The organism is Martelella mediterranea DSM 17316 (genome assembly GCF_002043005.1).
Classification (GTDB): domain Bacteria; phylum Pseudomonadota; class Alphaproteobacteria; order Rhizobiales; family Rhizobiaceae; genus Martelella; species Martelella mediterranea.
Map to the genome: position 1 here is coordinate 3,047,014 of NZ_CP020330.1, position 12,010 is coordinate 3,059,023.

Annotated in this window: 10 protein-coding genes; 9 read left to right on the top strand and 1 reads right to left on the bottom strand. The window is 63.0% G+C overall.

The features are described 5' to 3' along the window. Positions 1–18: 18 nt before the first annotated feature. The 9 genes from Mame_RS14255 to Mame_RS14295 all read left to right on the top strand — a co-directional run bounded on the left by Mame_RS14255 (position 19) and on the right by Mame_RS14295 (position 10,974). Positions 19–1,050, top strand: coding sequence for a questin oxidase family protein (locus tag Mame_RS14255; RefSeq protein WP_018063154.1), 1,032 nt, complete (start codon positions 19–21; stop codon positions 1,048–1,050). Between the two features lie 9 nt (positions 1,051–1,059). Then, positions 1,060–2,250, top strand: coding sequence for an amidohydrolase (locus tag Mame_RS14260; RefSeq protein WP_018063155.1), 1,191 nt, complete (start codon positions 1,060–1,062; stop codon positions 2,248–2,250). Positions 2,251–2,254: 4 nt separating this feature from the next. Beyond that, a complete protein-coding gene (locus tag Mame_RS14265; protein ID WP_018063156.1) occupies positions 2,255–3,496 on the top strand; it encodes an amidohydrolase family protein in 1,242 nt (413 codons plus the stop codon). An 81-nt stretch (positions 3,497–3,577) separates the two neighbouring features. After that, entirely contained in the window at positions 3,578–4,576 is a 999-nt protein-coding gene (locus Mame_RS14270) for a LysR family transcriptional regulator (RefSeq protein WP_018063157.1), read from the top strand. 181 nt (positions 4,577–4,757) lie between these two features. Then, the gene (locus Mame_RS14275) at positions 4,758–5,573 is read left to right on the top strand and encodes a creatininase family protein (protein ID WP_018063158.1); all 816 of its coding nucleotides are present in this window, start codon (positions 4,758–4,760) and stop codon (positions 5,571–5,573) included. Positions 5,574–5,577: 4 nt separating this feature from the next. Further along, positions 5,578–7,191: a CocE/NonD family hydrolase gene (locus Mame_RS14280; protein ID WP_018063159.1), complete on the top strand. Its 1,614-nt coding sequence runs from the start codon at positions 5,578–5,580 to the stop codon at positions 7,189–7,191. Then, on the top strand, positions 7,181–8,206 hold the full coding sequence (locus Mame_RS14285) for an ABC transporter ATP-binding protein (protein ID WP_018063160.1): 1,026 nt from the start codon (positions 7,181–7,183) through the stop codon (positions 8,204–8,206). Before Mame_RS14280 ends, Mame_RS14285 begins: the two co-directional genes overlap by 11 nt. 30 nt (positions 8,207–8,236) lie before the next feature. Beyond that, positions 8,237–9,289: an ABC transporter substrate-binding protein gene (locus Mame_RS14290; RefSeq protein ID WP_018063161.1), complete on the top strand. Its 1,053-nt coding sequence runs from the start codon at positions 8,237–8,239 to the stop codon at positions 9,287–9,289. Then, positions 9,286–10,974, top strand: coding sequence for an ABC transporter permease subunit (locus tag Mame_RS14295; RefSeq protein ID WP_018063162.1), 1,689 nt, complete (start codon positions 9,286–9,288; stop codon positions 10,972–10,974). Before Mame_RS14290 ends, Mame_RS14295 begins: the two co-directional genes overlap by 4 nt. Before the next feature lie 70 nt (positions 10,975–11,044). Here the strand turns inward: Mame_RS14295 and Mame_RS14300 are convergent, their stop codons facing one another. Then, positions 11,045–11,947, bottom strand: coding sequence for a LysR family transcriptional regulator (locus Mame_RS14300; RefSeq protein WP_018063163.1), 903 nt, complete (start codon positions 11,945–11,947; stop codon positions 11,045–11,047). Between the last annotated feature and the right edge of the window lie 63 nt (positions 11,948–12,010).

A 12,010-nucleotide genomic window follows, 5' to 3' on the forward strand; every position in this document is an offset into this window, starting at 1 on the left:
CGGGCCTGGGAGGGCAATATGACCACACCACTGACACTCGATGCCGTTCTGGCAAAGGCCCAGACGCGCAGCTTCGAATTTCCCTATCTTCTGGCCAACCACGTACCGATGGTGCTGATTGCGCTCGACCGCCTCGGTGCCTCGCCTGAACGGCTCGACGAGTGGTACGAGACCTATCGCGACGCCCATGCCGTGCCGCTGATTGCCGCGCCCGTCGCGCCGATCAACCCTGGTAACTGGCAGGAAGCACTGGGCGATCGCGCCCGCGAGGCGGATTATCGCGGCTTTTTCGTCGGCGAGGTGCAGCGGCTCGGCATCGACAAGGCGATCCGCACCTATCTTCCAGCGATGACGCAGGGTGTCGCCGCAAGCGCCACCCACCCCTTGATGCGGCTTGCCTACGGCGTGTTGAAGAATGACGCCCGCGAAGTGGGCCACGCGCTCGGCTACTGGGCGGCCACCTATCTGCCGTTGCCCGGCCCCGGCAAGTTCGAGGCCGATACGGACGATCCGGCGGAAGTGCTCGCCGGCATCGCCGATATCGAGGGTATCCGTGACTACGAAACGGAAACCGATCTGCTCTGGCATAATATCCGCGCCGTCGGGGCGCTGCCGGGCTTTGCCCCGGTGATCGACCGGCTGCGCTTTCATGACAACACGGTGCGGCGGATGACCGAGGTCTCGCTCGTCGCCTTCTCCTTCACGCTCGATTTTTCGGCCCTTCATGCGGTGACCGGCATGCATTGGATGCGCCTTGTTGCGCCGCATGTGGATGAGGACAAGGTTGAGCCGCTCTACCGCGCCTTCTGGCAGGTGATCGCGTCGCTCATTCCCAAGATCGGGTTTCCGGTGTTCCCGTCGGCGGATGAGGTGCAGGACATGCGCGAACGCGACGCGCCCGAATGGCCGGAGATCAAGGCGGCGGCGATTGCGTCTTATGACGAACACGACGTCAGCCTGACCTTTTCCGCCTCCGAGGAGCAGAAAGCATGGGGTGGCGACAGACTCTACCGCGTCGCCGCCGCCCGCCGCCTTCGCCTGATCGACTGAGGAAAGCCCTTGCCCGCACAGATCGCCGTTGAAAATATCCGCAATGCGAAGGGTGAGCCCGTCACGCTCCTGATCGAGGACGGGCAGGTTGCCGGTCTCGTGCCCGCCGGAACGCTTGGTATTCCGGAGATGGCGGAGCGCGTCGATGGCGGCGGGAAGATGATCCTGCCGGGACTGGTCGATGGCCATATCCATCTCGACAAGACGCTGATTGGTCTCCCCTTCATTCCGCATATTCCCGGCGAGACCGTTGCCAAACGCATTGCCGCCGAGCGCAAGCTGCGTCGCACGGTGGCGCTTCCGGTGGCGGCGCGCGGCGGGGCGCTGATCGAGAAGATCGCAGCACTTGGGACGGTCGCCATCAGAAGCCATGTCGATATCGACACCGAGATCGGGCTGAAAGGTCTTGAGCAGGTACTGTCGCTCAGACAAAGCCATGGCCATCTGATCGACATCGAAATCGTCGCCTTTCCGCAATCGGGCATCATGCGCGATCCGGGCACGGCGGCCCTCCTGCACGAAGCGGTGGCGGCCGGCGCGGATCTCGTCGGCGGGCTGGACCCGGCGGGCATCGACGATGACGTCAATGGACATCTCGATGCGGTCTTTGCCGTTGCCGCAAAACACAATGTCGGCGTCGACCTGCATCTGCATGATGGCGGGGCGCTGGGTGCCTTCGAACTGCGCCAGATCGCCGAACGCACGATCGCGCTTTCGCTTCAGGGCCGGGTGGCGGTCAGCCACGCCTTCTGTCTTGGCGAACTGGATGACGCGGATTTCGGAAGGACGTCGGAGCTTCTGGCGCGTGCCGAAATCTCGATCATGACCAATGGGCCGGGTCCGGTTCCGATGCCGCCGGTCAAACGGCTTCAGGCGGCGGGCGTGCGCGTCTTTTGTGGCTCCGACAATATCCGCGATGCCTGGTCGCCCTTCGGCAATGGCGACCTGATCGAGCGCGCCGGCATCATCTGCGACCGGCAGGATTTTCGCGCCGATGATGATCTGGAGCGGGCCTTCGCGCTGGTAACCGAAGCCTCGGGCGCGGTGCTTGGTCGGGCGGAGCCGCTTTCTATAGGTGCGCCTGCCGATTTCATTCTGGTCGATTGCGGCAGCATCGCCGAAACGCTGGCCGAGCGCCCTGTGGCCCGCACGGTGTTCAAGGCAGGCCGCAAGATCGCCGAAGCCGGGCGGCTGGTGTGAGTTGATGACCGAAATCGATTTCCTGATCCGCAATGCCCGCCTCGCAGGACAAGAGACGGCGGTGGATATCGCCTTTGCCGGCAGCCGCATCGCAACCGTTGCAGGCGGCATTACCTGCGATGCGCCCTCCTTCGATGCCGGCAGCAGGCTCGCCACGCCCGGTCTGACCGAAACCCACATCCACCTCGACAAGGCCGGGATCATCGGCCGCTGCGCGCTGTGCGAGGGCACGCTTGCCGAGGCCGTGCGCGAAACCGCGAAGGCCAAGGCCGCTTTCACCGAAGAGGATGTCTACGCCCGCGCGGCAAAAGTGGTCGAGCAGGCCATCGCCCACGGCACGACGGTGATGCGCACCTTCGTGGAGATCGATCCGCGCGCGGGTTTTCGCTCGTTCGAGGCGATCAAGGCGATCCGGCGCGATTATGCCGATTCGATCGAGATCATCATCTGCGCCTTCGCCCAAGAGGGGGTGACGAACGATCCGGGCACGGAGGAGATGCTGGCCGAAGCGCTGGCCAACGGCGCCGATCAGGTCGGCGGCTGCCCCTATACCGATGCCGATCCGGCCACCCATGTGACAAAGATTTTCGATCTGGCCGAGCGCTTCGGCGTCAATGTCGATTTCCACGTCGATTTCGACCTGGAGCCGGAGGGCTCCAATCTCGGCGTGATCCTCGCCGAGACGAAGAGGCGCAGCTATCAGGGCCGTGTCTCTGTCGGCCATGTGACCAAGCTTTCAGCCTTTGCGCCGGAGGCATGCGCGGCGGCCTTCGCCGAACTTGCCGAAAACGGCATCGCGCTCACCGTGCTGCCGGCGACCGATCTCTATCTGAACGGGCGGGAATTCACCCATCTGGTGCCGCGGGGGGTGACGCCGGGCCACAGGCTGATCGCGGCAGGCGGCGTTGCAACGCTCTCGACCAACAATGTGTTGAACCCCTTCACGCCCTTCGGTGATGTCTCGCTGATGCGGATGGCCAACCTCTACGCCAATATCGCCCAGCTCGGCACGCCGGATGATCTTGCAGCTGTCTACGACATGATAAGCGGTCATGCGGAACGCCTGCTTGGGCGCGAGCCTTCGCGGGTTGCTGCGGGAGCGCCCGCCACCATCGTGCTGTTCGATGCCGAGACCCCTGCGGAAGCCGTGGCAACCATCGCGCCGGCGCTTTGCGGCTGGCGCAATGGTCGAAGGGCTTTCGAGCGACCCCGCCCACGGCTGTTCTGCACACCCGAAGGGCGTTGAGTTCCGAAGTCCGCCGCGCGGCACGGGAATTGCATGACAGTCTCTCGGGAGACCGTTTTGTACTTGTGAAAGGCTATTTGCATGATCACGGATCAGAACGGCACGATAGATGTTCGATTTTTACGCACGACCTTCCTTCTGTTAAGCGAACAGAATGTCTCGCGCGTTGCCGGAAAGCTCGGCCAGAGCCAGCCCTCGGTGAGCGCGGTTCTCAAGCGCGCGCGCCATGTCTTCGATGATCCGCTTCTGGTCAGGAGCGGGCAGGGCATGGCCGTCACCGAACGCGGCGAGGCAGTGCGCGCTTCGCTTTGCCGCATCCTTGCCGAACTCAGCGAAACCATCAGCCCCGAAGAGGCGTTCGACGCCGCCACCACGGCGTTTGCCATGCGCGTTTCGGCGATGAGCTGTTTCAACGGCTTTCTCATACCGCCGATTGCCGAGCGGCTGCGCAAGGAAGCGCCGATGGCCTCCATCGATTTCTTTGCACCCGCCGAGAGCGACGACCTGACCGAGCAGCTCAGTTCCGGCGCTTCCGACCTGCTTGTCGCCAACTGGCCGTCGCCGCATGAAAGCCTGCGCTCCAGCACGATCTTCGATTGCGAGACCGCCTGCATCGTCAATGCTGATCATCCGTTTGCAGGCGCCGAAGAAATGCCGATGGAGGACTATCTCTCCCTGCCGCATCTGTCGCTCGGCTCCGTCGTGCGTCCGGCCTTCAGTCCGATCGGCGGGCGGCTCAAGCAACTTGGCGTCAATCGCCGGGTGGCGCTTTCCGTGCCTGAATATGCGCTGGTGCCGCCTGTGATTGCCCGCACGGACCTGATCTTCACCACGGCGCGGCCCTATGCGGAGTTCGTGGTGGATCGCTATCCGGATTATGGTCTGCGCGTTGTCGGCGCGCCGCGTGAATTCGGCAATATGCGGCTATATCTCCTCTGGCACGAACGTGCGCACAAGAGCCCGGCGAACAGGTGGGTGCGCGATCTTATCCGCGATGTTTCAAGACGTTATGGCGCCGATCTGCAGGAGCGTCCGACTGCGGCCGGCATGGCGGGGCTGGCCGAGCTCGCGGCGGTATAAGCGCTGGCCTATACCACTTATAAGCCCAGGTGGAATTGTTGAATGTCAAACGGCATGACCATAATGTAGGCATAAAACGTAATTGCATAAAACTTAGTCCGGTTGTTCAGCCGTGCCCGAGCCCTGCCGCTCGTGCCGCCGGCGAAGCTTTGGCCGGACCACGGATGGAAGGAATTCGGAAATGCCGCTGAAATCGCACTGGTGGTGGGATCATACGACCAAGGACTTTACCGACATGGACATGTCGGAATTCGTCGCGATCCTGCCGGTGGCCGCCGTCGAGCAGCATGGCCCGCATCTTCCCGTTCGCGTCGATTCCGCCATCAATGCCGGCATCATCAACCGCGCCGTCGAGATCATGCCGGATGACATGAAGGTTCTGGTGCTGCCAATGCAGGCGGTCGGCAAATCGGTCGAGCATCTGGAATATCCCGGCACGCTGACACTGTCCTACGAGACTCTGGCTCGCCTCTGGTTCGAGATCGGCGAGAGCGTGGCGCGCGCCGGCTGCAGGAAGATCATCTTTGCCAACTCCCACGGCGGCCAGCCGCAGGTGATGGAGATCGTCTGCCGCGAACTCAGGATCAAATGCGGCATGTTCGCCGTCTCGTCCTGGGTGTCCGCCGGTGCCAGCCAGGCCGATCTTTACAGCGCGCACGAGCTGAAACACGGCATTCATGGCGGCGAATCCGAAACCTCGACCATGCTTCATCTCCATCCCGAGCTGGTCGACATGCAGTATGCCGATGACTTCCAGCCCATGTCCGTCGAGATGGAGCGCGGCAATCAGGTGCTGACGGCGGAAGGGCGGATCGGCTTTGGCTGGCAGACCCAGGACCTGCACCCCTCCGGCGCCTGCGGCAATGCGGCGGCAGCCGACGCCGAGCGCGGCAGGATCCATGTCGAGCGCTCGGCGCAAAGCCTTGTTGCGCTGGCTGAGGAGGTTCTCGCCTTCCCGATGGAACGGCTCACCCAGAAGACCATGTTCAAGGGCTGATCGCTTGCTGGCACGAAACCCGACATCCGCGATCTCAAGGAGCATCGAGCGCCTCACCCTGAAAGACGGTGTTGCTCTGGCGGCGGATGTCTACCGGCCGGCGGGCGAGGGGCCGTGGCCCGTCCTTTTGATGCGCCAGCCCTATGGCAAGCAGATCGCCTCCACCGTCGTTCTCGCACACCCCTCCTGGTATGCCCGCCACGGCTATGTCGTTGTGGTGCAGGATGTGCGCGGCATGGGCGCGTCTGAAGGCGATTTCGACTGCCTGCGTCAGGAATTGAGCGATGGCGCGGAAACGGTGGCGTGGGCGAGGGGTCTTGATGGCGCGAACGGAAAGATCGGGCTTTACGGCTTTTCCTATCAGGCGATCACGCAGTATCTGGCGCTTGCCGGCGGCGCGGAGGTGGATGCCATGGCACCGGCCATGGGCTCTTTCGCGCCTGATAGGGATTGGGCCTATGAGGGCGGTGCATTGCGCTATGCCGGCATGGTCGGCTGGGCGCAGCAGATGGCCTTGCTCAAGGCTCTCCATGATGGCGATCGCGAGACCCATACCGAACTTTCCGCCCTCAAGGGCCTCCCGGAGACGGCCCGCTACCTCACCGAACGCCCGGCGCTTTCGCACCTGAAGCGCTGGATCGACAATGCCGAAAGCGATTGGGATCAGGTCTCCCCGGAACGCCTGCTGAAGGACGTTTCGCTGGATATCCCGGTGCTGCACACCGGCGGCTGGTATGATTTCATGCTGGAGGGCACGCTTGCCGCCGACCGGGCCTTTCGCAAGGCCTCGCCGGAGACCGCGCATCTCGTCATCGGCCCGTGGGCGCATATGCCATGGAATGGCGCAAGCGGCCAATCGCGCATGCCGGAAGCGGAGACCTATTCCGTTGATCGCGCCAATATCGCCTTCTTCGATTTCTACCTGAAGAATCGGGGCAATCCGCCGCCGGCTCTCACGCTGTTCGATATGGGGGAGCGTCGCTGGAGGACGTTCGACCACTGGCCGGAGACCCTGGAGAAACCGCTGGCGCTCGCTTCCGGCGGGCTTGCCGCGACGCTTGCGAATGATGGCCGGCTTGCCGACACGCTGGAGGACGATGCGGATGGCGAGGATGTTCTCGTCAGTGATCCCTTCCGCCCGGCGCCGCTTGTCGGCGGTCATATGGGCGAACCGTCAGGCTTCGCCGATCGGGTGGCGAGCGACGACCGTTCCGACGTCGCCGTCTATACCACAGCGCCCTTTGCGCAGGACTTCACCCTTTGCGGGCCCGTCAGGGCCGACCTCGCCATCGCTACTGAAGCGCCGGTCTTCGATCTCGTTGCAACACTCTCTCTGGTCACCCCCACCGGACGCGTAAATGTGATCCAGACCGGCATAACCCGGACAAAAAACACGGGTGCGCCGGTGAGCGTCGGCCTCAGAGCGGCTTATGTCACAGTACCGGCGGGCTTTAGCCTCCGCCTGTCGCTGCAGGCCGCCGCCTGGCCCGCCTTTTCTCTCCACGCACAGGACCCGGCATCTGCCGACGGGATGGAGCCGCTGACGCTGGCGATCCGTCACGCGGCCAGCCGTCTTGTGCTTTCCGTTCTGAAAGAGGACACCGTCAATGGCGCCTAAGCCCTATCTCACCCTCGACAATGTGTCGGCGACCTACGGGGATACTACCGCCGTTTCCGGCCTCACGATCGAAGTGCCCAAGGGCGAGCTTCTGTCGCTGCTCGGCCCGTCCGGTTGCGGCAAGACGACGACGCTGCGCATGATTGCGGGCTTCGTCGAACCCTCCGGCGGTCGCATCATCCTCAACGACAAGGACATCAGCCACCAGCCGGTGCATAAGCGCAATATCGGCGTCGTGTTCCAGTCCTATGCGCTGTTTCCGCATCTGACCGTGATCGACAATGTCGGTTTCGGCCTCAGGATGCGCAATGCCTCGCGCGCCGAGTGGCGGGAGCGGGCGGCGAAAACTCTGGAAACCGTCGGCCTCAGCCCCTATGCCGATCGCTATCCCGGCCAGCTTTCCGGCGGCCAGCAGCAGCGCGTCGCCCTTGCCCGCGCGCTGGTGATCGAGCCGGATGTGCTGCTTCTGGATGAACCGCTCTCCAATCTCGACGCCAACCTCAGGGCCGATATGCGCAACGAGATCCGCTCGCTGCAGCAGCGCCTCGGCATCACCACCATTTTCGTCACCCACGACCAATCCGAAGCGCTTTCGATGTCGGACCGGGTGGCGGTGATGAGCAAGGGCGTGATGAGCGAGATCGGCACGCCGCTTGCCCTTTGCGATCAGCCCAGAAGCCCGTTTACCGCAACCTTCCTCGGCCACCGCACGGTGATCGACGGCAAGGTGGAAAACGGTATGTTTTCCGCCCCCGGCATCACCTGCGCCGGTGCGCCGGAAAAGGCCACCAAACTGGTGCTGCGCGCCTCGCGCCTGCGCTTCGGCGAAGGAAATTCCCCGCTTTCGGTTTCAGGAACGCTCGTCAACGCAGCCTATCTTGGCGAGACCTATGAGGCCGATATCCAGGCCGCCTGCGGCATGATCCGGCTTGTCGTTCCCTCCGACACGCCGCCGCCGCCGGTGGGAACAGCATGCCAGGTCACCGCCGAACCGGGCGGGACCACCTTTATCTGACAAAAACATAAAACCAGGAGAACAGCTGACATGAACATCAAGAGACGTTCCTTCAACAAACTCATTCTGGGCGGGGCCGCCTCGCTTGCCGCTCCCTATTCCTTCGTCCGGGCCCAGACGCCGGACCCGAAGCCGGGTGATGAGCTCGTCGTCGGCATCTGGGGCGGCACCCAGGAAAAGATCGTCAAGGAGTATATCGAGCCGGTGCTGGTCGACAAATACGGCTGCAAGATCTCCTACGTGCTGGGCGGCACCGTCGAGCGCCGCGCCCGCGCCTATGCCGAACGCGGCCGTCCGAGCTTCGACGTCCTCTACCTCAACATTTTCGAAAGCCGTCAGGCCGTGAAGGATGGCGTCACCCAGCCGGCGACCGATGCCGTTGAAAACGCCCAGTATCTCTACCCGATCGCCAAGAAGGGCGGTTACGGCGTTGCCATCAATCCCTGCACCATCGTCTACAACAAGACCAAGGCATCCGCCCCGATCACGTCCTGGAAGGACATGTGGAAGCCGGAATGGCAGGGCCGCATCGCCTGGCCGAACGGCCTCGGCGCCGAAGGCATTTCCGCGCTGATGATGTCGACGCTTTCCTGGTTCGGCGACCAGACCAAGATGGCGCCGGAAGGCTTCGACAAGGTCAAGGAACTGAAGCCGTTTGCCGCCATCCAGGGCAGTCAGGCGCAGCTTTTCGACATGTTCGACCAGGACATCGCCGATCTTTCGGTCGAATTCGGCAGCTTCTGCGAAAAATACATCGAGGAACGCAATCCCGATTTCGCCCTTGCCGATCCGGAAGAAGGCAAGGCGCTGGCCATGAACGTTGCCTGCATCACCGAGGGCACCAGGAACCAGAAGCTTGCGGAAGAATGGGTCAACCTGCACCTGTCGCCGGAAGTCATGCTCGCCTATGCCAAGGAGATCTACTATTCGCCGACCGTCGACAATGTCGATATCCCGGCCGACCTCCAGAGCAAGCTGATCATGCCGGATGAAATCGACACGCTGGTCGACTTCGACTGGGACTACATCAATGCCAACCGCAACAAATGGCAGTCCATCTACGACCGGGAGATCGCCGGATGAGGAAATGGCTTGGACCGGCGCTTTCAGCGCCGGTCACCATCTGGCTCCTGATCGCTTTTGCCGCACCGCTGGTCGCGGTGATATTCCTGTCGCTGCATGAATATTCCGATCCGTTCGGACCGCTGATCCAGTCGCCCTCGCTGCAGCAATTCATCGATATTGCCACCGACGGTTTCTACTATCGGGTGGTTTTCGAGACGATCTGGCTTTCGCTCGCCGTGACCATTGCCTCAGCGCTGCTCGGTTATCCCGTGGCCTACTGGCTGTCGCGCATGCCCGGCAAATACCGCGCCTTTGCCTTTGCCATCGTTCTCATTCCGCTTCTGACCAATGTGGTCGTGCGCTCGCTCGGCATTATTCTGCTGCTGTCGCCGGAAGGGCTTATCAACATCGTAACCGGCTGGTTCGGCATTCCCCCCGTCAAGACCATGCTGTTCAATCATGGCGCGGTGATCGTGGCGCTCACCCAGGTATACATGCCCTTCATGGTGCTGGCGCTCTACGACAATCTGCAGAACACATCGCCGCGCGTGCACGAGGCGGCTGAAAGTCTCGGCGCCTCGCCCGCGATCCGCTTCCTCACGGTTGATCTTCCGTTGTCCCTGCCGGGGCTGAAATCCGGCACGATCGTGGTCTTCCTGCTGTCGTCGACCTCCTATGTCTCGGCCACGATGCTGGGCGGCAAGAAGGTCTGGACCACCGGCATGCTGGTGCTGCAGGAGGCCATGCACAACCTCAACACCTCGCTTGCCGCAGCTTTGGCGCTGGTGATGACGGTGACCGGCCTGCTTTTCGCCGTGCTGGCAACGCTCGCGCTCAACCGGCTGATGACCTGGCGGTACGGCGGCAAGAGCCGGCCGATCGCGCTGCCGCGCTTTGTCGAGCCGGTCGTCAATTTCACCGGGCCCATCGTCTCCTGGCTGCTGTTTGCCGCCGCCGTGATCCTGCTTCTGCTGCCGCTCGGCCTCGTCTTCGTGCAGAGCTTCAATGATGTGGAACTGGCAACCGCCGCAGGCTTCCGCGGTTTCACGCTGCGCTGGTATCACGAGGTTTTTGTTTCCGGCTACTACACGGATTCCTTCATCGTCTCGGTCAAGGTGGCGCTCGCGGCGCTTGCCGTATCACTGATCATCGCCGTGCCGGCGGCCTTCGCGCTGGCGCGTTTCCCCTTCCGGGGCCGCTCGGCGCTGCTCGCCTTCTGGCTGCTGCCGTTGACGCTGCCGCATGTGGCGCTCGGCGTCGGCATGCTGAAGCTGTTGCAGATCTATGTGGCCGTGCCGCCCTTCATCGGTCTGGTGGCGATCCATGTGGTGGTCATCCTGCCCTTTGCCATCACGCTTCTGACGGCATCGGTGATCGGGCTGGACGAGGCGCAGGAAGAGGCCGCCGCCAGCCTCGGGGCGAACGCCTGGAAGCGCTTCCTGCTGGTAATCGTTCCGGGGCTGGCGCCCGGCCTGTTCGCCACCTCGATCGTCGGCTTTCTGCTGAGCTTCGACGAGGTGACGGTCACGAGCTTCCTCACCACCGCCCGCCTGACGACGCTGCCGGTGCGCCTCTACGCCGAAGCCTCGTTCGAGCTGAGGCCAACGGCGCATGCGCTGTCCTCCGTACTGATCCTGCTGACGGTTGCGCTGCTTGCCATCGTCGGCCGCTTCGTCCGGCTGGACAGGCTCTACGCACGTTAGACACGAGCATCGGGCGGTCAGTCATGATCGGCCGATGCTTCAAACTCACCGGTCGGTTTCGGTCGGCCGGTCAGTCGGCCATCTCCCGCATCACCGTCCTGATATTCTCCACGAATACGCTGGCAATCGCGGAGATGTTGCGGCGGCCGCCGATCAGCATCAATTGCTGGGTATCGGACTGGAACTCCCGGACCGGCACATAGACGAGGCGGCCCATGCGGCTTTCGAATGCGATATCGAAGGGCGTCAGGAAGGTGAGGTAACCTTCGCTCATCGCCAGATGCCGCATCATCTCGATCGAGTTGGCCTCGACCGCAAACGATATCTGCAGGTTGGAGCGCGCAAACACCTGTTCGATATGGGGTCGGATCGCCGTGGTCTGGTCCGCGCCGGCGACCGGATAGCCGACGCATTCGGAAAGGCGCACGCTGGTGGAGCGCGCCAGCGGATGATCGGGCGCCACCGCGATCCCGAGCCGGCCGATCGCGATCTCCAGAACGCTGATATCCGCATCCGAGGGAAAATCGAAGCCGAGGCCCATATCCGCCTCGCCGGCGCGCACCGCATTGCGGATATCGTCACCGGTGGTCATCAGTATCATACGCACGCTGACGCCGGGATTGGCGCGCTGGAACCGGCCGACGGCGCGCGGCAGGAGATTGGCGGCCAGCCCGCTCATCAGCGCGATCGTCACAACGCCGCGGCGCAGGCCTTTCAAGTCCTCCATCATCGCTTCGGCGCGGTTCATGCCCTTCAGCGTCTCGCGCACATGGCCAATGAGAATTTCGCCCGCCGCCGTCAGTGTCAGACGCCGCCGGCTGCGGTCGAAAAGCTGGGTGTCGAGCGCCTCTTCGAGGGCGGCGATCTGGCGGGAGATGGCCGACGCCGAAACATTCAGCCGCTCAGCCGTCTTGCGCACGGAGCCGGTGCGGGCAACTTCGTCGAGATAATTGAGCAGTCGGCCATGCAGCATGGCATTTTCCTTTGTTGCCTTAGAGGCAACATCATATGCAAAAATAAATGCTTTTAAAGTGAC

Bases quoted from the DNA above. Each gene is read 5' to 3' on its own strand.
- Mame_RS14270 (WP_018063157.1), top strand. From the start codon at position 3,578: ATGATCACGGATCAGAACGGCACGATAGATGTTCGATTTTTACGCACG.
- Mame_RS14265 (WP_018063156.1), top strand. From the start codon at position 2,255: ATGACCGAAATCGATTTCCTGATCCGCAATGCCCGCCTCGCAGGACAA.
- Mame_RS14275 (WP_018063158.1), top strand. From the start codon at position 4,758: ATGCCGCTGAAATCGCACTGGTGGTGGGATCATACGACCAAGGACTTT.
- Mame_RS14255 (WP_018063154.1), top strand. From the start codon at position 19: ATGACCACACCACTGACACTCGATGCCGTTCTGGCAAAGGCCCAGACG.
- Mame_RS14290 (WP_018063161.1), top strand. From the start codon at position 8,237: ATGAACATCAAGAGACGTTCCTTCAACAAACTCATTCTGGGCGGGGCC.
- Mame_RS14285 (WP_018063160.1), top strand. From the start codon at position 7,181: ATGGCGCCTAAGCCCTATCTCACCCTCGACAATGTGTCGGCGACCTAC.
- Mame_RS14300 (WP_018063163.1), bottom strand. From the start codon at position 11,947: ATGCTGCATGGCCGACTGCTCAATTATCTCGACGAAGTTGCCCGCACC.
- Mame_RS14295 (WP_018063162.1), top strand. From the start codon at position 9,286: ATGAGGAAATGGCTTGGACCGGCGCTTTCAGCGCCGGTCACCATCTGG.